The following is a 22,846-nucleotide window of genomic DNA, read 5'->3' as shown; positions in this document are numbered from 1 at the left end:
GATGTTAATAGAAACAAGAGGAAATGACAAAAAAAGATGTGTTAATATTGGCTTGCATGAGGCAATATTAAATCCTATTGCTAGCTTTAATGGACTATGGAGTTTAAAAAATATTCCACAGATAAATATTAATGATATAAAAGATTTATCATATAATGATTTGACAAAATATATTTTTGAGATTTTAGGGGCAGATTCTAGTCTCCTTGATGATGCGCTTCTTTCTTATAAAACATTTGATAATCCACATACTCCACTAGATTTTGCTAAGCTAGATGATAATTTATTTCTTCAAAAATTATATACCGGTCCAACAAGGGCATTTAAAGATATGGCAATGCAGCCATTTGGCAGAATGCTATGTAATTTAGTAAAAAAAGAAGATAAAAAATATCTAATACTTACAGCTACAAGCGGAGATACAGGACCTGCAACACTAGAGGCAGTAAAAAATGCACAAAATATTTATGCAATTTGTATGTATCCAAAAGATGGCACAAGCGATGTCCAAAGATTGCAAATGACTACAAATGATGCAAAAAATATCAAAGTATTAGCACTAGATGGTGATTTTGATGATGCACAAAGTATATTAAAAAATCTACTTAATGATACGAGTTTTAGAGAGTTTTTGGATAAAAATAATTTTTGCATTTCTGCTACAAATTCAATAAATTTTGGAAGAATCATATTCCAAATTATTTATCATATATATTCATATATTTATCTTTTAAAAAATCATATTATAAACAATACAGAATCTATTAATATCATCGTTCCAAGTGGAAATTTTGGTAATGCTTTGGGTGCATTTTATGCAAAAATAATGGGTATAAAAATAAATAAAATTATCATTGCTACAAATGCTAATTCTGTCCTTTTTGATTTTATAAAAACAGGTAAATATGATATAAGAAATCGCAAATTACTAAAGACAAATTCTCCTGCTATGGATATTTTAAAAAGCTCAAATATGGAACGTGTATTGTTTCATCTGTATGGTCATGAAAGAACAAAAGAATTAATGGAGAATCTAGATAAAAATAAATCATATGAAATAAGCAATAATGAATTAGCAAAGCTTAATTTGTATTTTGATACATATAAAAGTGATGACAATGCTACTCTTGCCATCATAAAAGAATATGCACAAAAAAATATTATCATAGATCCACATACTGCTACTGCACTAAATGCTTATAAAAATGATGGAATAAAAACTATTATTGTATCAACAGCACAATGGAGCAAATTTGCACCAACTATAGCAAAAGCATTAGGTTTAGATTCTGCTTGTAGTGATAAAGATGCTCTAGATTATATATCTAATAAATTTTCTTTACCAATACATAAAAATATAGAATCTTTATTCAATAAAGATGAGTGCAATAAAACAATAGTAGATAGTAGTAATGTAGGCAGTATTATAAAAGAATGGCTAAAATCTATAAATTAATAATATCATATAGTTTATACTTACTTGTGCCTACTAAATTTTTTATTTCATCATCTATTGTATAAGCTAGTTTGATGCTATTTATAATGAAATATTGTTGAATATTAGTATCTGTTAGATTTGATATGACTATATTTTTTTTATCGATATTTATTTTTATTTCCGTATTTGCATTTATTTTTATATTTGAATTTATAGTTTGAATAAATGGCTGTATAGGATTCTCTATATAAAATATGCTTTTTATATTATCTATATTGATATTTTTATTTGTAAGATTCTTAATAACAAGATTATCTTTATTTATGATTGCTTTTATTTCATTATTTGAATACAAGATTTCATTTGGTTGCAAATTGATACCATTTATAGAATCTATTATTACTTCAGAATCTGCATAAATCTGGCTATTTGTAGAGCATTTAATATGCATATTTTTTACTAGATAATTAATCTCTAATATTTGATTATTTATTTCTATATTTATTTTTTCTATTATATTTGGATTGCTTAGATTTGATTTGTTGTAGTAATTTTTTAGCATATTTGCATTAAGAGCTGTTTTTTGTAGCATGAAATGCTCTATATTATATATTCCATCTGGATATAATATGCTAAATATATTTAGATAAGAATCTTTTATATTTGTTTTTGCAAGTTGATGTAATTTTTCTAATATTTGCTTGCTATATTCTTTGTATAATATATCATTTGCAGAAATGATATTTGTTTTATCTAGCAAATCTAATTTTATTTTTATATTATCTATTTTATTTTCATATATTTTTTCATATTCTATGATTTTATCAAGGAAAAACTCCATATCATTGTATATTTTATTTGTAATAATATTTAATTTATTACTTAAAATGCTTTCACAGAATCTAGAAGTTTGCAATTCAAACTTTTCTCCAAAATATATAGAATCTTGTTTGATTGGATAAAATGTGAATTTATCATTTAGGATTCCAACCTTTATGATTTCATCGCTTTTTTTATCATCTTTGTGAGAAATAAGTGCTATTTTGTTGTTTTGCATGTAGATAAAAAATAAAATTTTATTAGAATCTTGTATTCCAAATTTTGGTATTTTTGATGGCGTAATATTGTTTAATAACATACTTAATTTTAATTTTACTTTGTTGTTTATTTCTTTTAATATACCTTCCATTGCAAAACCTTTTTTATATTTAACTTTGCTAAGAATAGATAAAATTCTACAATAATTTTACATAAGGTAGTCGATATTGAAAGTTATAGCTGGAAATTTTAAATCCAATTTGACTAGAAATGCAAGTTTGCAGTATTTAAATGCTTTAGATTCTAAATTAGATTCTAGAATCTGTGATAATAAACAAATATATATATTTCCATCAAATACTTCATTAGTGCAAAATAATTACAAATATATCACGCTAGGGGCGCAAAATTGCAATGATAGCAATAGCGGAGCATTTACAGGTGAGACATCATTATTACATTTAGAAGAGTTTGATATTGATACTATATTGATAGGTCATAGTGAGAGGCGGAATCTATTCTTTGAAAATGATGATATATGTGCAAGAAAATTTAATTATTTTAAGAATAAAAATTTTAGGATTTTTTATTGTATTGGCGAGAGTTTGGATGTGCGAAAAAATAATAAATATCTCCAGTTCTTGGAATCTCAATTAAAAGCCATAGATACAAATTATAAGAATCTAATAATAGCATATGAACCTATTTGGGCTATTGGCACAGGGCTAAATGCGACTTTAGAGCAAATTGGCGAGTGTGTGAGATATTTGCGTGATATTAGCAATGCACCTATTATTTATGGAGGCAGTGTTAATGAAAATAATTCAAGCGATATTTTAAAAATTAGTGATGGTGTTTTGGTAGGTAGTGCTAGTTTAGATGTAGATAAATTTTATCAAATAATTAAGGAGTAAAAATGTTTTTAAAAGATAAAAAAGGTTTAGTTGTTGGTGTAGCAAATAATAAATCAATAGCATATGGAATCTCAAAAGCTTGTTTTAACCAAGGTGCAAATCTCGCTTTTACTTATGTAAATGATAGTATCAAAAAAAGGGTAGAGCCTATCGCTAGTGAATTTAATAGCAAATATATTTATGAGCTTGATGTTGCACAAAAAGAGCATTTTAGCAATTTACGAGAATCTATAAAAAAAGATTTTGGATCACTTGATTTTCTGGTCCATAGTGTAGCATTTGCGCCAAGGGAGGCTTTGGATGGAGATTTTTTAGATACTACAAAAGATGCTTTTAAAATCGCAATGGAAATTTCTGTATATTCTTTAATCGAGCTTGTTAGGGAATTGTTGCCAGTATTGAATAAAGGAGCATCAATTGTTACACTTAGCTATCTAGGCGGACAAAAATATATCACACATTACAATGTTATGGGTGTTGCAAAAGCTGCATTAGAATCTAGCGTCAAATATCTAGCATATGAATTGGGAAATAAAGATATTAGAATAAATGCAATTTCAGCTGGTCCTATTAGAACTCTTGCTGCAAGCGGTATAGGTGATTTTAGATTGATATTAAAATGGAATGAAGTAAATTCACCTTTAAAGAAAAATGTAAGTATTGATGAGGTTGGAAATTCTGCTATGTATTTATTATCTCCACTTTCAAGCGGTGTAACAGGTGAAGTGCATTATGTCGATGCGGGATACAATATCATGGGAATGTGTGCTACAGAGGTAGAAGATGGAAAGATAAAAATCTCATGGGATAATAATAATAAAGAATAAAAACTTTATTAGAATCTTTTTAGATTCTAATAAAAATTATACTTTTGCTTCCTCTCTTCTTTGGAGGTATTCCCATCTATTATTTACATCTTTTTGTAATTGCTCGATTATGTGTTCATTTTCTGGTTTAAATAGGTGTTTAAATCTCGCTTGAGCACCTAGATAATCTCTAACAGGAATGATATTTTTTGGTCTATATGTGATATTTAACTCTTTTCCATCAATAATTTCAAATAGTGGAAATACTAAAGAATCTACAGCCAAATCACTAACTTCCACCGTTTTATTAGAGCTAAATCTCCATTCTGTTGTGCAGGCACTCATTGCATTGATAAAAGTTGGTCCTTCTGTATCAAGTGCTCTTTTTATTTTTTTATTCATATCTTTCCATTTATTTGGAGCCACTTGAGCTACATATGGTGCTCCATGTGCAGCCATAATAAGCAATATATCTTTTTTCTTTTCTTTTTTACCATAGCTTACACTTCCTGCAGGTGAAGTTGAAGTTGAAGAACCAAGCGGAGTAGAACCGCTTCTTTGTCCGCCTGTATTTGCATATACTTCATTATCAAGGCAAATATAAGTTATATCATGTCCTCGCTCAAAGCATCCACTAATCCATTGGAATCCTATATCATAAGTAGAGCCATCACCGCCAAATGCTACAAATTTTGGTTTCTTTCCATTATATTTACCTTTTTTTACCAATGCTTTATACATGGCTTCAGCACCAGATATAGCAGTAGAGCTATTTTCAAATCCAATATGAATCCAAGGCACATTCCAAGAAGTATATGGATATACGGCAGTTGATACTTCAAGACAACCAGTTGATGTTCCAATAAGCAAAGGACCCTCAACCGCATTTAGCACTTCACGGACAATCATACCATGTGCGCAACCTGGACATAATAAATGCGAACCTTCAAATCTCTCTGCCACATTTGAAAATTGTTTTAAATTTTTAATTTCTCTTGTCATTGCTATCTCCTATCAAAAAAATCCTAAACTTTTTCCACGAATTCCTAAAAATTGCTGTGTTGGGTGTGTTAGTTTTTTAGCTTTTGCATTTTCATTTAATTGCATATAAACATATTCTAAATGTTTTTGGGTTAAATCCCTTCCACCTAAACCATATATATAATTTGAGATGATAGGATGTGTAGTTCCTTGTGCTTGATAGATTGCTGCAGCTACTTCATTAAATAGCATACCCATAGCACCAGCTGGAAGGCTTCTATCCAAGGTTGCTATTGCTTTTGCATTTTTTAGTGCATCTCCAAGCTCAATATATGGAAATGGACGCAATGTTCTTATTGATACGACACCAGTTTTAAATCCCTTTTCTCTCATTTTTCTACTTGCTAATTTTGCAGATTCTACTGATGTTCCAAGTGCTACTATTATTAAATCTGCATCATCGCTATCATATTTTTCAACAATATTATATTTTCTACCAGTTAGTTTTGCAAACTCATCAAATACTTCTTTAATAACAACTTTTGAATTCATAATAGCATTGTGTAATTGTGCTTTATGTTCAAAATGCCAATCTTCTTCTGTTTGTGAGCCATAAGTGACAGGTTTATCAAAATCAAGCATAGCATTATATTTTTTATAATCTCCTATGAATTTATAGGCTTCATCATCACTCAAAGGATTTACATTTTGTGCAGTATGTGAGCATATAAAACCATCTTGATTTATTATAATAGGCACTCTTACTCTTAAATCTTCAGCAATTTTAAAGCCCATAAGATTAAAATCATAAGCTTCTTGAGGATTATAAGTGCATAGATTTATCCATCCTGTATCTCTACTTAGATACATATCAGAGTGGTCTCCATTTACATTTAATGGTGCAGCCAAAGCTCTATTTACTAGATTTAATAATATTGGAAGTCTCATTCCAGATGCCTGATATAATACTTCAATCATCAATGCAAAACCTTGAGAACTTGTAGCAGTAGCCACTCTTCCTCCGGCAGCAGCAGCACCTACACAGCCGCTCATAGCAGCATGCTCAGATTCTACCATTACAAATTCTCCATCTATATACCCATTAGATACAAAACTTCCATAGTTTTGAACAATTGGAGTAGATGGTGTAATAGGATATGCTGCTACAACATCTACTTGTGCTTGACGCAAAGCTTGACTAGCAGCCATATTTCCATCCCAAACTTCTGTTTTTTGCAATTCCATTTTTAAAGCCATTCTCTCCCCCTTATTTTTTCTTTTCTTCTTTTTGTGGCCATTGTTTGATTAATTCATCATTATCTTCATAATCGCTATACATAAGTAGTGATTTAGGATTTGTAGGACATACACTTGAACAAATTCCACAACCTTTACAATGAATATAATCTACACCCTGCATTGTTTCATTTCTAACAAGTATTGAACTATCAGGGCAATACAACCAGCAAGTAAAGCAATTTATGCAGTGATCGTTATTGAATACAGGTTTGCTTACTCTCCAGTGTGCTACACTTGCCTTGTAAGAGTTATTTTCTGTGTAGTTTCTAGATTCTTGTTGTTTAGAAAGATTTTCACTTCCAGAATCTTCAAATGGAAATAATACAGATCCTATTTCAAATTCATTCCAACCTTTTTTCATAAATATCTCCTTATTTTACTTCGTTGTAAGCTCTTGTGATAGCTACCATATTTTTATCTATAACTGCTTGAGGAAGCTTTTTACCTAAAACTTTTTTAAAAGATTGCAAAAAGAAATCTAAATCTAGCAATCCAGATACTTTTATAAAAGCTCCAAGCATAGGCGCATTTGGTATCGGACTGCCTATCTCCTCTTGTGATATCTTTATGCAATCAACAATAAATACTTGTTTATCTTTCAGCTCTGGTTTTTTTGCTAACAATTCTTCTTTGCTTAAATGTGTTGTTATGATATATTTTGTATCTTTTTTTTCAAATTCACAAATATCTGTGATAAATGTAAGCCCTGGATCAATAACCAATACATAATCTGGACTCATAAATTTTTCATGATTTATTATTGCTTCATCATCAATTCTATTGTATGCAGTCATTGCCGCACCTCTTTTTGCAGAACCATAAAATGCAAATGCTTGGACTTGTTTTCCAGTCCCAGATACCACATCAGCTAGTCCTTTTGCTCCGGTTACTGCTCCTTGACCTGCACGGCTGTGCCATCTAATTTCCAGCATAATCCACTCCTAAAGATTAATGTTATCAAACTATTTTAATAAAAAATATAATTAGATTTTTTATTAAATGGTTAATTATATAACATTAAGCTATAGTTTTTGGTTGCTTGTCTGCAAAAGATTTTAAATTATGTTTATTTTTGGAAGAATAAGAATTAAATATATTTATTTTATAGATTCTGCACAAATTTTACTGCCTCAAGTGTATTTTGAAATATATATGGGCTTATTTTTTCTAATTCTTGTTTTTCTCCATATCCACTTAAAGTTCCTATGCCTACAACCCCTGCATTTTTTGCTGCATTTAAGTCAAGTATAGTATCACCAATCATATAGATTCTATCATTGCTAATTTTTAAATTTATAGAATCTAGAGCTTTTAGTATCGGCTCTTTATGCGGTTTGGTGTGATTTACATCTTCTCTGCCAATAATTGTTTGAAAATATTTGTCTATACCAAAATTTGCTAGTAATTCCCTGCTAGATTTGCTTGACTTTGTCGTAACGATTCCCAAAATCGCAAAAGTGCTTGCTAGTTTTATAGAATCTAGCGCAGAAGGTAGCAGGCTTGTGTGCTTGTTGCATATTTTTATATAGTGGTTTTTGTATTCTTGGCAATATTTTTCTATATTCTCTTCTTTTGCTCCAAAGAATCTAAACATATCATTTAGTGTGTATCCAATAAATCTTGCTACTTCATCTTTTTTCAATAATGGCATATTATTATCATTAAATACCTGTAAAAAGCTTTGATAGATAGCATTTGTAGAATCTATTAGTGTTCCATCCATATCAAATAAGATTATCTTTTGCATTTTATTCCCTAGATTTGAAGTATTTTAGTTCTTTTTTTAAAATATAGATTCCAATGATAAAAGCACAAAATAGCGATACTGGATAGCTAGCCCAAATGCCATTTACTCTAAAGAAATATGCAAAAATAGGCAAAAGTATCATCATAAATACTAAATTATGTGCAGCTGAAACAATCATAGAGCTTATATTCCTGCCTGTTGCTTGTAAGAATGCAGCGATTATTACATTTGAGCCAAGAAATAAATATCCAAGAAAATATATTTTTACAGCAAATATTAAATCATCTAGTATTGTTGTATCACTTTTTAGAAAGATTTTTGCAATATATGGAATCCCAAAAAATAAGATTATATATATCATTACACCCATAATTATTGCAAATATCATACCGATTTTTAGTGTTTTTAGTGTGCGATCTATTTTTCCTGCACCAAAATTATAACTTGCTATTGGTTGTAATCCATGTGAGATTGACAATATACTTCCAAAGCAAACTGCACCAATATACATAATGATACTAAGGATTGCTACGCCTTTTTCTCCTTCTAAGTTTATCAAAAATATATTCATCAGTACGATTGTAAATCCAAAAGCAAATTCTGTCATAGATGGAGATATGCCACTTTTTATCGCAAGATTTAATGCCCTAAAACTAAATATTTTTATAAAATATAAATCACCTTTTTTATATATAAAGTGCCATAAAATTATTAATAATCCAAAAAAATGCCCAAGTATAGTCGAAAATGCTGCTCCAAACATACCCCATTTAAAAATAAAAATAAATATATAATTTAATATTATATTGATAATTGATCCAGATATAAATGAAATCATCGCTAAATTTGGTGCTTTGTCATTTCTTGCAAATGTGCATAATGTGGATTGTAGTAGTATTATTGTGCTACCTATGATAATTACATTTAAATATGGCATAACATAATCTAGAAGTTCATCATTGCTTCCAAGTGCGTAAGCTAGCTTTTTTCTAAAAAGAAACATAATGATTGACAATAAGATTCCAAGAAAAGCTAAACAATAAATAATTGAACTAAATATTATCCTTGCTTTGTGAGGTTTGTTTTTACCAAGCGACATACTAACAAGTGCTGCTCCACCAATACCAAATAACAGCTCAATCCCAATAAATAATGAAAATATAGGCGTTACTAGCCCAATAGCTCCAAGTCCTATTTCTCCAATACCATTGCCAACGAAGATTCCATCTACAATTACATAAGTTGATAATACAAACATGCTTATAAATGATGGCATAAAATAAGATAAAAATAATTTTAAAATAGGCGTATTTATAAGATCTTTTGTCATAAGTATTTCTTTTGTTTTTAGTGCATGGGTATCATAAACTACGAAGTAAAAATTCTAGAATCTTAAAGATTTAGATTCTAGTTTTATTGTTTGATTGAGATTGTATCATCTTTACTTTGTCCTGCAAAATTTACATTTTGAAGTCTAAGTTTTAAATCTGATGGAGATGTAGCTTTTTCCATAGCAACCTCTTCATCTACAATGCCATTTATTACAAGGTCAAATAAATGTTGGTCAAAAGTCTGAGTTTGATATATTTCTTTTCCTTCAGCTAGAGCTTCTAAGATCTCGCCATCTCTTCCTTCACTTATGATTAATTCTATCCTTGGTGTTTTAAATAATAATTCAACAGCCGCAACCCTGCCTCCACTTGTTGCTTTTAGAAGTCTTTGTGATACAATAGCAGCAAGAACACTTGCTAACATAGCTCGAATCCTTGCTTGATCGCTAGTTGGAAATACAGAGATGATTCTATTTATTGTTTCTTTTGCATCAAGTGTATGCAATGTAGATAATACCAAGTGTCCAGTTTCTGCTGCATGGAGCGCCATTTCTATTGTCTCAATATCTCTCATCTCACCAACTAGAATAATATCTGGATCTTCACGAAGAGCAGCTTTCAGTGCTTTTGCAAAGCTATTTGTATCCATTCCAACACTTCTTTGATTTAACATACTTTTTATATCTTTATGGACAAATTCTATCGGGTCTTCTATTGTTATTATGTGTTTTGCTTTTTTTTGATTGATTTCATTTATTATAGCTGCTAGTGTTGTTGATTTACCAGAGCCTGTTATACCTGTAACTAGCACCAATCCTCTTTCCATGTCTACAATCTTTCTTATTGCATCAGGCAATCCTAGCTCTTCTGTTGTTTTATGTGTGGTTGGTATCGTCCTAAAGGCAAAAGATACACCTTCCATTTGAAAGAAAATATTAACCCTAAATCTTATATTTTGATCATAAATATATGTCATATCAATTTCTTTATTGACTACTAGCTCACCAAATCTTCCTCTTGTTAATTCCTTTGCAAATGTTAGTGCATCATTTTTGCTAATAATTTCTTCACTAAAAATTACAATATCACCATTTATTCTCGCTCTAATAGGGCTACCAGCTTTTATATGCAGATCGCTTCCACCAACTTTGACTAGTTTTTTTAGATAGCCTCTAATGTGCTTTGTCATATGAAAATCTAATTTATCAATATCAACCGTCATTTGAGATATATCATAATCTGCCATACTGCTTGGTAATGGGGTTCTTGTTAAATTATCTTTATTTTGTATATTGTTAATTGGTTTTTTAGATTCTACTTGATTACTAGATGGCATTGTGTTTTGTTGTATTTCTTGTTTTATTTGGCTATTTATTTGTGGTGTCATTGGCACTTCAATTTGATTTGGTGCTTTTTGTCTTATACTATCTATTTGTATGGAATCTATTTTTTTTATTATTGTTTGACTTGGATTAGGTATCGTATTTTCTTGTATTGTTTTTTTGATTATTGGTTTAGCTTGGCTATTTTGCATTGATTGGTTGGTTTGTAGAGGTTGGTTATTTTGTATCGGAGTTTGTTTGATTTGTCCTTCTTTTTTTATTATATCTACTATGTTTTCTTGCTCTTGCGGTGTATTATTTAGTCTTATTGGTTTTGCATTTGCTAATACATCAATAGTATTTATTTTTGGTGTTGATGTAGTTATTTGATTATTTAATCGTATATTAGATTCCATTCCATTCCTCTTTTATTTTAAGTTGCTAGTTAAATTTTATTAAAATTTAATTAAAATGTAAATTTAATTAAAATGGTTATAATATTAAGGAATATTTAATTACAATATAAACAAATATTAAATAAATGAGTAAAATTTTAAGGATTAGCTATGAAAAGAGTTGGCTTTAGTATGATAGAACTTGTGTTTGTTATTGTTATAGTTGGTGTATTGACTGCTATTGCTTTACCTAGATTTTCAGTTAGTAGAGATGATGCGTGTTTTGCAAAACTTAGAGCAAATCTATCTGAAACTGAAACAATTTTATCAAGAGAATACACAAAAAAATTTTTACAAGGAGCTACAATAAATGCTGCTGATACACTAACATATCTAAAAACTTTAGAAAACAATAATAGTGATAATTGCTCATTTAAAGTAAATAGTGCTAGTAGCGTGACTGCTAATATTAGATCTGTTAGTGTTGCTTTAACTGTTACAACTGATCCTAATACAAAATCACCAGTCCTTACTTGTAATGTGAATGATGAATCATGTAGGAAATTAACAGGTAAAGCAAAATAACTATTTTGTTTGTAAATTTATATTATAAGTCTCATTTATGGAATTTATAATTTCTATAATTTCGAGACTTTTCTTTGTAGCTGCTTCTTTGTTTAGTAAATTAAAAAATGATATATCAGGATTCTTTCTTCTTACATTTAATGTAACTTCATTTGCTTTTTTATCTATTATTTTATCGGCACTATTTATCAATTCATCTAAATATTTTAACGCCAGCTTGTTATTATTTAATTGTTTTTTATCTATTTTATTGGTTAGTGTTTTTAATATATTGATGATTAATTTATTATTTTTATAATTACCATCTTTTGCATTTAGTCGCATTGCTAGATTGTCTATACTATATTCATAAAAGCTCGGAGTTGTGTTATCAAACCATTCTTTTAATATATAAAAGATGCTTTTATTACTATTTTTTTTCTCTCTTAATAATAAATCTAGATTTGCATTCATATCAAAACTATCAAAATTGAAATACACAGATCGTTTTAACATTACAAATCCAAGTTTGGAATCTACTTTGTGTAGATTTAGAGTGTATTGAAATTTATTAGGGAGTAGTGACAAAAAAGGATTGTAATTATTATGACTTATTTTACCTATATTAATTAATACGCTAATATTGTTATATGATATATTTTTTATTGAGAGAGTGATATCTGTTAGATCTATTTCTAAATTATTATAGATTCTGGCATTATTTATTTTACATGTATGTTTTATAAAGCCTCTACACTCAACATCTGATGCTATCATATCAAGAGAATATTCTTTTAGTTCATTTTGTATGGATTGCATATATGCTTCTATTGCATTTTTTTCAAGCCTTTTTGTATATTCATTTGCAATAAATACAAATACCCCACTAGCAGAGATAATAAAAAATATAATAAATACAAGTCTTTTTCTCATCTGAGCCTAAATTGTTGATTTAATAAATAAGGTAATGATAACGAAGTTATTTTTAAAGTGGGTTGATATGGGAAGATTCCCATATCAAAATTATTTTACAGGATTATCAATTTTTGTATGCACATAAGGTTTGACATTTTTATCTAACTCTAATAACTCTTTTGGAGGATTACCATTTACATTTAGATGTTCATAATATCTATCTCCTGCTTTATGACCATTCATATCGACTTTATATTTAATCTCTCCTGGATTAAATTTTTGAATATCTTCAAAAGTTGCATTACTTGGTTTGTATTCGATATTGTATTTACCAGCAATTACAGCTAGTGCACTTTGACCTTGTCTTGCCATTTCAACTGCTTGTAATAGCATTCTACTAGCTTCTCTTGGATTGTGGAATCCTGTAGAGTTTTCAGCACCAACAAAATCACCTCTCATTTGTCCTTTTCTATGAAGTTCTAATGGTTCTTTTAGGATATTGTTGATTTCTTCATCATTTTTGCCTTGTTTGCCTAATTCATCTCTTATTTTCTTAATATCCCAAATCAAGCTAACAGTAGCATATTCTGCACTTCTTAAGTCAAATGCAACAGATTTTTGAATATCTGCAACTTGATTTTTTAAATATTCTTCACTTTGATTATGGCAAGTTTTACAAGAACTATTTATATCAAATAAAGGCGAAGTAATATTGTGTTGTGTAACCTTTTTAGCACCTTTTCTGATATAAGGCATATGACAATCTGCACAGCTTACATTATTAGCAGCATGAACGCTACCACTATAAAGCTCTGTTTCTGGGTGTTGAATCTTAATCATAGGAGCTTTTGTATCTTTATGAGTCCAATCAGCTTTAAATGCTTTACCACCTTCTAAGTTCCTCACTTTGTCATAATGCTCATCAAACATTTCTATTCTAAATGGTTTACCTTTTTCCCAAGCACTCCAAGGGAATACAAGCTCTATTCCATCTACTTGTATTTCTGTAGGTTTGTTTCCATCTCTCCAAGAATCAAATTCATCATAAGTTTTTTGTGTGCCATCAAACCATTTTTTGCTTGAATCGCTTGCAATAGATTCTCCCATAACAGTTACTTTATTTCCTGTTGGTTTGAAGTAATATTCAACATGGCATTGAGCACAAACTAATGTTCTCATTTCATTTCTATCAGCTTTTATTCCTTGCACTGGATCTTTTTCATACCCACGCATTGCAAGAGAATTTATCAATCCTTGTCTTGTGATTCTTAAAGTCATATCTTGTGGATTATGGCAATCAGCACATGTTACGCCCATTCTAGTTCCACCATGAATACCACTATGATCTTTTACTCCTTCTACTTCTGGGACATTTTTAATCATAGTCCAATATTTTGTAGAGTTGAATGAAACCCACTTCTCTTCCATACTATCACCTTTTGAAGCATTTTTGTAAAGCCATGGTGACCAACCACTATGGCAGTTCATACAAGCAGTAGGCTGTCCTCCAAACGCTTTGAAACCATGAGCATTTAAGAAATCTTTATTGTTTCTTGCTGTTTTCATTTGGTCTTCTTGAATCCAAAAGTGTCCTCTTTCTTCATTTGCATCTATACTAAAAGGGTATCCTGCCCAAAGAATTGTTAATTGTGGATATCTAATCAGCTTACTATATGCTAAATTCCCACCAAAATTTGTTGAATGTGGCTGCTCTTTTTCAACTTTTAAATACATATCAAGATATTCTGGATAGTTTTTTCCCCAATAATCAAATGTAGGATTGTCGTCACTTAGCTCTACAAAGCTTTTTGGTGCAAGAGACATTGTTTCATTTTTCTTAGTGCTAATATTTATTAGTAATGCTACAATCGCAACACCTATAATAATTGCTATTGTAAGCACTATTGGCATTACTAATGATTTTTGTTTAGACATAATTTTCCTCCCGTATTAAGTTAAAAGATTAAAAGTTTCTTAGATGTCCAACATTTTTGTGACACGATACGCAACTTAATGAATTATCATAATTATGAATTTTCTTTGTAGTAGGATTCACTACATTGCTTGCTATCTCTGAATGACAACGAATGCAATTATTTTGTACATCAATTTTACTTTTTTGTGTTGCACTAAGCACCGTTGGTAAATCTTTGAATGTAAATGCATACGCATGACCTATACCACTTTGTGCTTTTGTCATCCATTTTGATATGAATTCATTCGGTATATGACAATCATTGCATGTAGCGTGTTCTCTATGGCTTCCATTTCTCCAATCTTCATATACTTCATTCATAACATGGCAATTATTACATGCTTCACTTTTGTTACTAAAGTATGAGAATCCTTCTGCATAATAAAATGTATATGCCCCTATCACGATAACGAAAGTAACTGCTATTATAGTCGCTATAGTAATAATGGAAAATTTCTTTTTATTTTGATTGTTCTCCAAAATCTCCCCCATGTATTAAATTATAAGAATAAAATACTTTATAATGATACTTTTAATATGATTTAGATTCTTGACTATAATCAAATTTGTGAAAAATAATGTAGAAATTATCAAGAAAATGTTTATATTTGATTAATGATGATATTTCTTTTATATCATCATGCTGTCATCTTTTTTACCACCAAAATTTGTAATCAATCCTTGAGTTAATCTCATTCCATATAATATTACAATCCAAGAACAATAAATCCAAAGTATAAAAAACATCAATATAGAAAAAGAACCATATATCGTTGTGTAGGCTTTATTAAAAAATACATAATATACAAATATCCATTTTAATAAACTCCATACAACCATAGTGATAAATGATGATAACATTAGTGAAAAAAGTGGCAATGGTTTATTTGCTAGAATCTTAAATAATATAAAAAATATTACCCATATTGATATATATGGCAATAAATTAAATAGATTTAATAAATTCATATCTTTTATTAATGTCTGCACTTCTAAACTAAAATAAAGAGAAGATCCCATTCCAAGTGGAAATAATGTTATTAATGCCCAATATACAATAATTGCATCAAAAAAAGTCCTTTTTTTGGATTCAAATAATTTTGATGATATATTTTCTAGATTCCTAAAAAATAGTATTGATGCGATAAATACATATACAAAAGCACTCATTCCAAGTGTTTTTGAGTTTTCCATAAATTGATCTAGGTGTGATGCTATTACATCTGTATTTGTTGGAGATATATTTGATAGAATCATATCTTTTATGTATTTTACTTCATTTTGAAAATTTGGTATTGAAAGCAGTATCGATAGTATAATAATAATCAAAGGCACTATAGCAGATAGTGAGTATAATGATAATGAAGCAGCATAAGTTTCTACATTATTAAAAAAGCTTAATAATTCAATTATTCTTTCTTTTATACCTATATAAGCTTTTTTAATTGTTTTAGATATTTGTTTTATTCGTCCTAATGCATTTTTAATGCTATTTGTCATCTCTTATCCTTTGATAATTTGAAATAGTATTATATATAGATTCTAGTGTTTGGCTAGAATCATGGGTTATTTTTGAAATATTTTTTAGGATTTTATCGATTACAGCTGTATTAAGTGCAATAATTCTATTTAATTTAATGGGGCTAAATAAGGGTCTCAACCAGCATTATAAGTAATAAGTTTAGAAACTGTAGTAGGTATTATTCTATCTTTTACCACCTATAAAAGCTAAATGTGCTAGTTAAACTTAAGTTTTATTTAGCAATGTCACCTTTTAGATAGACTACACTTTTTTTGTTTGGGACTATAACACATTGAAAAGTGCTCTTGTTATCGTGATTTTCTTTATAGGCATAGCCTGTGAGATTGACTACTTTTGTGCCACCTTCTTTTAATGCTCTTTTTTGAAATCTTAGCAATGCTTTAAATAATGCCTCATTGCATGCTTCTTGATTACTCCTATTATCTATTTTTGCTGCCTGTTTGGTTTTTGCTCCTTTGACAATAATATCATTGTCATATACGGAATCTGTGCTAAATTCAAAACTTATATTTTGATCAAGTTTCTTAAATAGCTCGCTTTGCATAGCATCTTCTATACTAAAATACTCCATTGGATATTCTTCAGCTAATATGCTACTTGTTAAAAGAGCTATAAGCCCTAAACCTATAATTTGTTTCATTATATTTTCCTTTTTGAAGTAAATTTTTAAACTCAAATAGAGTTAAGAAAGTTTATTTGTTGTTTTTTATCAATGTTGCGATATTTGTTGCAATCATACTATGCCCAGCTTCATTTGGGTGTATTTGATCAACTTTTAGAGTGCGATCCTTTAAAATTTCTACCATACTTTTAGATTCTACGAGTATATTATATTTTTTTGAAATATTATTGTATATTGGTGATACATTTCCTAGTATGCTACCACTAACACTACTTGGGATTCCAAGTAATACAATGCAATTTGTATATTTTTTTGAATTTTCTACAATTTTATCAATATTAGATTCTGTTATATTTCTATCTATATTTCTTAAAAAATCATTACCACCAATTGATATAAATATTGCAGCAATATTATCTATGCTACTTAGTGTTTTATCTATTCGCATTAATAATCCAGCACTTGTCTCGCCATTTATTCCCATTTTGATTGGATTTTTATTTAATAGCTTTGCACTTTTTATAGCAAAACTATCATTACTATTTACTCCAAAACCATTTGCGATACTATCACCTATGGTTATTATATTTTCACCTTTTAATTGGCATATATGATTATTTGTATTGCCTTTATTTATGTAGATTACAGCCATAATAATTATGGCAAAAATAACTAAATATTTCATCTATGTTACTTTTAGCAAATAACTTTTATAATAAAATATTTAGCATTCAATTAATCTCTTTGATTTCTTAGAAAAGAAGGAGTTTCTAAATCCCCTTCAAATAGACTTTCATTTGATCCACTTACTCTTCGCAATCTAATACTTTGTGGTGTTGCATTTTTAATATTTACAGAATTATTGTTTTCATTTGGTTCTTTTACTACTACTTCTTTTTCAAATCCTGTTACAACTAGAGTGGCTTTTATTTGGTCATCTTGTATTTCATTATTAAATGAGTAAGCAAATTTAAAGATTCCATTTGGATCTAACTTATGCTGTATTAATTCATTTGCATTAGGTATAGCATATATTGGATAATTTTCATTTATTTCATAATATAAAATAGCGCCTTTACAGCCTTTTATATCGATATTATCTAGCAATGGAGATTCTAAAGCTTCTTTAACCGCTTCTATTGCAGAATCTTCACCTGTCTTATTGCCTACACCAATTAATGCCAATCCTTTATGCTGCATAACTCTTTCCAAGTCAGCATAATCTGCATTTATACCACCACCACTACTATTTAAAATAATCGATGATACTCCATTTAATGCTTGTGCTAGTATATTATCAACAAGTTTGAATGCATCTCTCATTCCTAATTTTTTATCTACTGTAGCAAGTAGCTTTTCATTTGGAACTACAATAATTGCATCTACAAATTCTTTTAATTCTCTTATGCCTTTTTCTGCTACCTCTTCTTTTCTTTCCCCCTCAAACTTAAATGGTTTTGTAACCACTGCTATTGTAAGTGCCCCGATATCTTTCGCAGCTTTTGCTACTACGGGTGATGCACCAGTTCCTGTTCCGCCACCAAGACCTGTAGCAATAAATACAATATTTGAATCTTTGATTATATCTTTGATTTGTTCATAGCTTTCTTCAGCACTTTTTTGCCCAATTGAAGGATCCATTCCAGCACCAAATCCTCTAGTAATCTTTTCTCCAATAAGCAGTTTTACATGAGATTCTGTTTTATCTAAATGCTGTTTATCTGTATTGATGGCTACTAGGTTTATAGTATTATAAACACCATGGATACTTAAGTGATTTATCGCGTTACTTCCACCGCCACCTACACCAATAGCAGTAATTTTTACTTCATTTAGTTGAGATAGTTCTTCTATATTTATATCCATCAAATACCCCTCTTTTAAAATAAATTTTTTAACCATTCTACAATTTTTTCTGTAGCTGTATTTTTCTTTAGTTTTATATCAATTTTTTCTTTTTCTACTTTAGTTTCTTCATCTTTTATGATTTTTAAATCGCTTAAATCATTACTATCCTTTGGATCGTATGATTTTGAACTATCTGTAGTTTTACTTTGATTGCTATATCTTAGTTTTTTATTTGCATCTAGTTCATAATTAGTATATTTACCAGAACCATATAATATCAATCCTATAGCGGTTGAATATGATGGATCTAGTATATCAAATGAGCCATTTATGTCTTTAGGGCTTGCGATTCTAACAGGTAATCCTTTGAATATATTCAAAGCTATTTCTGCTAGACCTTTCATGCTAGCCATTCCGCCAGTGATAACTATACCAGCACCAAGATTATTTCTTAGACCACTATGTTCTATAATCTCTTCAATGAGCATTAATGTTTCAGATACACGAGATGTAACAACACCATGCAAAGTCTCTAATTGAATACTTTTGTTTTCTGATGGAATCTCCAATACCGAATAAATATCTTCTGGTGTCAAATCATATAATGTTATATGTTTTCTTTTTAATTCTTCTGCTGTTGTTAGTGTGATATTTAGAACTGTTCCTATATCTTTTGTAATATGTGCTGAGCCAACACCTAAGGAATAATTATATCTCATAGCATTTCCATAATGTATCATAATATCACAACTGCTTGCTCCCATATCAATACAGGCTACACCTAATTCTTTTTCTTCATTTGTTAAAACTGCAATTGATGATGCATAAGCATTTAATACGACATCGCTTACTTCTATGCCAGCATTTCTTACAGCTTTTTTTAGATTCTCAAGCCCATTTTTTTGTGCGGCAATAATATGTGTAGATACATCCAATCTAGCACCATTCATGCCAAATGGATTATCAACATATTCGCCACCATCAACCTTAAATGAATAAGGAAGTGTATGCAACATTTCATAATTATTTGGTATATCTGCATTATATAAGGCTGTATTCATTGCCCTATTTATTTCTTGAATTCCTATTTCTTTATTTGAATTATTTGTTATTGCATTGCTATTTATACTTTTTGTATATGAACCAGATATTGAGATAATTGCTTGTGAGATATTAACTCCGGCAATCCTTTTTGCATCATTTACAGACTCTCTAATTGACTTACTTGCTTGTTCTATATTTGTTATTGTGCCTTTTCTTATACCTTGAGCTGGTTGAATCCCCATTCCAATGATATGTGGAACTCCATCTTTTATCTCTGCAATAAGAGAGCATATTTTTGAAGATCCTATATCAATACCAAGAATTACTTTTTCCAAAATCACGAATCCTTTTTAAGATTGTTTATTATTTTATATTCTTTAGATAAAAAATCAAGTATTGCGCGTTCCATTAGATTGTATTTAATATTTTTAAATACTTCCAATTCCTTATTATCAATTTTTTTATTGACAATTCTTTGTTCTGTAATCTTATATAAAATCGCTTTATTTGGTAATAATAAATACCCATTTCTAGAATCTGAAGTAAATATTTTATTTAATAATTGTTGCACTTCAAATTCATTTAGATTCTTTATTTGTCTTGTTTTGTCGATAGATATAAAACCTATATCTTGACCTTTAAATACATTTAGTTTAGATTCTGCTTCTTTTTTGATTGCATCTTGTTTTGCTGTTTTTTCATAATCTAATTTTAATATGTTTTTTACTTCATCAAAACTTTTTGTTTGCTGTGGAAGTTTTTTTAGAATCTTAATTGTTACAAACTTATCACCATTAAACATAGGTTTTATAATATCACCTTCTTTTGCAGTATTTAATGCATTTAGTATTTCATTATTTATATCTACTTCGCTAATGGTTATCTTATCGCCATTTATTTTATTTGCTTTAAAATCATTATATGTTTTTAAAGCATCTTTTTGTGCTTCCCTTTTTTGATAATCTTTTTTTACCTCATCTTTAATATTATTAAAGTCTAATATTTCACCATCTTTTGTATAATTTGATTTATTTACATCATAATAAGCAACTAACTCACTTTCTACTATTTCTTTATTTTCTATTTTAGTTTCTATTATTTCTACTTCAAATTCTCTATCCTTTTTATAATTATCTTTATTTTCATTGTAATATTTTTGTAAATCATCATTTGTAATATTTAATCTTACATTATTAATGATTTCAATAGAGATTCTATCTTCTAATCGATTTGGCAATGTGAATAATTCTTGTTCTAGTGGAGTTAGCATACTAGGAAGTGAATCGATTATTTTTTTTATAAATAAATCTTTTTTTATTAGATTCTCAAAGTCCGCAGCCCTCATTCTGCTTTGGCGTAAAAATTCTTCATATCTTTCTCTTGAGAATTTTCCATTTTCTTTAAAAATATCAAAGCTTTGCAATTCTATTGCTATGTCTTCATTGCTTATTCTAATACCAGAATCTATAGCAAAATTTTCTAACAATGCCCTATCTATAAGTATCTGTAATGCTTCATTTTCAAGCCCCATCTTTTTTGCTTGCTCTTCATCTAGATTTTGATTTAAGACTTTTTGATATTGTTCATTGTATCTATTATATATATCTTGATATTGTCTTTGAAAATCATTAATACTGATATCTATATTTCCAACCTTTGCTACATTAGAGGCTGATGAAGAGAAATTATAAGCACCCCAACCAACCATAGTAGCAGCGATGAATGCAATACTGCTTATCCATACGGTTACAATAAGGTATTTTTTGTGCTTTTGCATCCAAGTAATCATAAATTTTACCTAAGTTCCTAAACTAAAATTTGACTATAAAGCATAATCTTTTGCAATAATTAAAAATATGCCATTCTAGCACAAAAGAGTCTAATTTGCTAGATTTATTATCAAAATATAAGCAAAGATACAAAAGATTTTAATCATTGCATAGTAGAATCTGTATATTTTTTATTTCGATTTGGACATAATAACTAGATATTTTCTTAAAATACTTTAAGAAAATATTTTATACAATCTAAAAATTCTTTCATACATAACTTAATTTGTGATTTATGAGATTTTGAAGGTAGAAAATGCAACAACAATATATTAATGCACAAAACAAAAAGAGTAGAGTTTTAGTCAAATTCTCTGGAGAAGCATTAGCTGGTGGCAATGGTTTTGGTGTAGATATCAAAATATTGCAATATATTGCACAAGAAATAAAATTATTGGCTCAAAATGATATTGAGATTTGCATAGTAATTGGCGGTGGAAATATCATTAGAGGCGTGAGTGCTAGTGAAGGTGGTATCATAAGAAGGACTAGCGGGGATTATATGGGAATGCTTGCAACTGTGATTAATGCTGTTGCAATGCAAGAAGCATTAGAGCATTGCGGTGTTGATGTTAGAGTGCAAAGTGCAATTGAGATTCAAGAAATATGTGAGACTTATATCCATAGAAGGGCTATTAGGCATATTCAAAAAGGTAGAGTAGTGATATTTGCAGCTGGAACTGGAAATCCATTTTTTACAACCGATACAGCAGCGACACTAAGGGCTATTGAAATTGAAGCTGATGTAATAGTAAAGGCTACAAAAGTAGATGGAATCTACAATAAAGATCCAAATAAATTTGATGATGCAGTGAGATTTGATTCTCTATCTTATGATCAGGCATTAAAAGATGATATTAAAGTTATGGATGACACCTCAATAGCATTAGCAAAAGATAATAGATTGCCAATTATTGTTTGCAATATGTTTAAACCGGGTAACTTACTCGACATCATTAAGTATAATAGAGGCATTTATTCAATTGTAAAATAAAAGGAGCATGGATTATGGATAGAATCGAAGATGTATTAGAAAAAGCATTAGAAAAAGTTGATAATGATAGATATAAATTATCTTGCTTTGTATTTAGCAGAGTAAAGGAATTGGGCAATGGTGCAACTCCACTTGTTAATATGGATGTAACTAGATATAAATTAACAGATATAGCATTAAAAGAGATTGCAGAAGGTAAGATCTTTCTAGATAGAATAGATAATGTAGAGTAGATGTTGTT

23 protein-coding genes are annotated in these 22,846 nt (G+C 29.2%); 6 read left to right on the top strand and 17 right to left on the bottom strand.

What is annotated here, in order from left to right; genetic code table 11:
- Position 1: 1 nt before the first annotated feature.
- A complete protein-coding gene (thrC, locus tag CQA42_RS06380) occupies positions 2-1,456 on the top strand; it encodes a threonine synthase (RefSeq protein ID WP_115583834.1) in 1,455 nt (484 codons plus the stop codon).
- On the opposite strand, the gene CQA42_RS06375 is transcribed toward thrC, so the two are convergent.
- Positions 1,446-2,627: a hypothetical protein gene (locus tag CQA42_RS06375; protein ID WP_115583833.1), complete on the bottom strand. Its 1,182-nt coding sequence runs from the start codon at positions 2,625-2,627 to the stop codon at positions 1,446-1,448. The genes thrC and CQA42_RS06375 overlap by 11 nt on opposite strands.
- Positions 2,628-2,703: 76 nt before the next feature.
- On the opposite strand from CQA42_RS06375, the gene CQA42_RS06370 reads away from it, so the two are divergent.
- Positions 2,704-3,390 carry a triose-phosphate isomerase gene (locus tag CQA42_RS06370; protein ID WP_258865585.1) on the top strand — a complete coding sequence of 229 codons (687 nt, stop codon included), beginning with the start codon at positions 2,704-2,706 and terminating at the stop codon, positions 3,388-3,390.
- A 2-nt stretch (positions 3,391-3,392) separates the two neighbouring features.
- Positions 3,393-4,217, top strand: a complete 825-nt coding sequence (fabI, locus tag CQA42_RS06365) for an enoyl-ACP reductase FabI (protein WP_115583831.1) — start codon at positions 3,393-3,395, stop codon at positions 4,215-4,217.
- Between the two features lie 36 nt (positions 4,218-4,253).
- Here the strand turns inward: fabI and CQA42_RS06360 are convergent, their stop codons facing one another.
- From CQA42_RS06360 to CQA42_RS06330, 7 genes are all read right to left on the bottom strand, one after another.
- On the bottom strand, positions 4,254-5,198 hold the full coding sequence (locus CQA42_RS06360) for a thiamine pyrophosphate-dependent enzyme (protein ID WP_115583830.1): 945 nt from the start codon (positions 5,196-5,198) through the stop codon (positions 4,254-4,256).
- A 12-nt stretch (positions 5,199-5,210) separates the two neighbouring features.
- Positions 5,211-6,434, bottom strand: a complete 1,224-nt coding sequence (locus tag CQA42_RS06355) for a 2-oxoacid:ferredoxin oxidoreductase subunit alpha (protein ID WP_115583829.1) — start codon at positions 6,432-6,434, stop codon at positions 5,211-5,213.
- Between the two features lie 10 nt (positions 6,435-6,444).
- Positions 6,445-6,837 (bottom strand): 4Fe-4S dicluster-binding protein, encoded by a 393-nt coding sequence (locus CQA42_RS06350; RefSeq protein ID WP_115583828.1) that lies wholly within the window; start codon positions 6,835-6,837, stop codon positions 6,445-6,447.
- Positions 6,838-6,847: 10 nt separating this feature from the next.
- The gene (locus CQA42_RS06345; RefSeq protein WP_115583827.1) at positions 6,848-7,408 is read right to left on the bottom strand and encodes a pyruvate flavodoxin oxidoreductase subunit gamma; all 561 of its coding nucleotides are present in this window, start codon (positions 7,406-7,408) and stop codon (positions 6,848-6,850) included.
- Positions 7,409-7,578: 170 nt separating this feature from the next.
- Positions 7,579-8,223 carry an HAD family hydrolase gene (locus tag CQA42_RS06340; protein WP_115583826.1) on the bottom strand — a complete coding sequence of 215 codons (645 nt, stop codon included), beginning with the start codon at positions 8,221-8,223 and terminating at the stop codon, positions 7,579-7,581.
- A gap of 1 nt (position 8,224) precedes the next feature.
- A complete protein-coding gene (locus CQA42_RS06335; RefSeq protein WP_115583825.1) occupies positions 8,225-9,553 on the bottom strand; it encodes an MATE family efflux transporter in 1,329 nt (442 codons plus the stop codon).
- An 83-nt stretch (positions 9,554-9,636) separates the two neighbouring features.
- Positions 9,637-11,292, bottom strand: a complete 1,656-nt coding sequence (locus CQA42_RS06330) for a type IV pilus twitching motility protein PilT (protein WP_258865584.1) — start codon at positions 11,290-11,292, stop codon at positions 9,637-9,639.
- 150 nt (positions 11,293-11,442) lie between these two features.
- On the opposite strand from CQA42_RS06330, the gene CQA42_RS06325 reads away from it, so the two are divergent.
- Positions 11,443-11,856: a prepilin-type N-terminal cleavage/methylation domain-containing protein gene (locus CQA42_RS06325; protein WP_115583824.1), complete on the top strand. Its 414-nt coding sequence runs from the start codon at positions 11,443-11,445 to the stop codon at positions 11,854-11,856.
- Here CQA42_RS06325 and CQA42_RS06320 read toward each other — a convergent pair whose 3' ends face one another.
- The 9 genes from CQA42_RS06320 to CQA42_RS06280 form a co-directional block, all read right to left on the bottom strand.
- Positions 11,857-12,768 (bottom strand): hypothetical protein, encoded by a 912-nt coding sequence (locus CQA42_RS06320; protein ID WP_115583823.1) that lies wholly within the window; start codon positions 12,766-12,768, stop codon positions 11,857-11,859.
- 90 nt (positions 12,769-12,858) lie between these two features.
- The gene (locus CQA42_RS06315) at positions 12,859-14,685 is read right to left on the bottom strand and encodes an ammonia-forming cytochrome c nitrite reductase subunit c552 (RefSeq protein ID WP_115583822.1); all 1,827 of its coding nucleotides are present in this window, start codon (positions 14,683-14,685) and stop codon (positions 12,859-12,861) included.
- Positions 14,686-14,713: 28 nt separating this feature from the next.
- Positions 14,714-15,205, bottom strand: coding sequence for a cytochrome c nitrite reductase small subunit (gene nrfH / locus CQA42_RS06310; protein WP_258865583.1), 492 nt, complete (start codon positions 15,203-15,205; stop codon positions 14,714-14,716).
- Between the two features lie 150 nt (positions 15,206-15,355).
- A complete protein-coding gene (locus CQA42_RS06305) occupies positions 15,356-16,225 on the bottom strand; it encodes a YihY family inner membrane protein (RefSeq protein WP_115583820.1) in 870 nt (289 codons plus the stop codon).
- A gap of 254 nt (positions 16,226-16,479) precedes the next feature.
- Positions 16,480-16,908: a hypothetical protein gene (locus CQA42_RS06300; RefSeq protein ID WP_115583819.1), complete on the bottom strand. Its 429-nt coding sequence runs from the start codon at positions 16,906-16,908 to the stop codon at positions 16,480-16,482.
- A gap of 52 nt (positions 16,909-16,960) precedes the next feature.
- The gene (locus CQA42_RS06295) at positions 16,961-17,575 is read right to left on the bottom strand and encodes a GDSL-type esterase/lipase family protein (RefSeq protein WP_115583818.1); all 615 of its coding nucleotides are present in this window, start codon (positions 17,573-17,575) and stop codon (positions 16,961-16,963) included.
- A gap of 50 nt (positions 17,576-17,625) precedes the next feature.
- A complete protein-coding gene (gene ftsZ, locus CQA42_RS06290) occupies positions 17,626-18,756 on the bottom strand; it encodes a cell division protein FtsZ (RefSeq protein ID WP_181881512.1) in 1,131 nt (376 codons plus the stop codon).
- Between the two features lie 14 nt (positions 18,757-18,770).
- Entirely contained in the window at positions 18,771-20,123 is a 1,353-nt protein-coding gene (gene ftsA, locus CQA42_RS06285; protein WP_115583816.1) for a cell division protein FtsA, read from the bottom strand.
- On the bottom strand, positions 20,120-21,571 hold the full coding sequence (locus CQA42_RS06280) for a peptidylprolyl isomerase (RefSeq protein ID WP_115583815.1): 1,452 nt from the start codon (positions 21,569-21,571) through the stop codon (positions 20,120-20,122). The genes ftsA and CQA42_RS06280 overlap by 4 nt, the downstream gene beginning before the upstream one ends.
- Before the next feature lie 311 nt (positions 21,572-21,882).
- Here CQA42_RS06280 and pyrH point away from each other — a divergent pair, with 311 nt between their 5' ends.
- Entirely contained in the window at positions 21,883-22,605 is a 723-nt protein-coding gene (gene pyrH, locus CQA42_RS06275; RefSeq protein ID WP_115583926.1) for a UMP kinase, read from the top strand.
- Positions 22,606-22,619: 14 nt separating this feature from the next.
- Entirely contained in the window at positions 22,620-22,838 is a 219-nt protein-coding gene (locus tag CQA42_RS06270) for a DNA-directed RNA polymerase subunit omega (protein WP_115583814.1), read from the top strand.
- The last annotated feature ends 8 nt before the right edge of the window (positions 22,839-22,846 follow it).

The organism is Helicobacter sp. MIT 99-5507, from assembly GCF_003364295.1.
GTDB lineage: Bacteria > Campylobacterota > Campylobacteria > Campylobacterales > Helicobacteraceae > NHYM01.
This window is presented reverse-complemented; position numbering and strand designations above follow the sequence as displayed.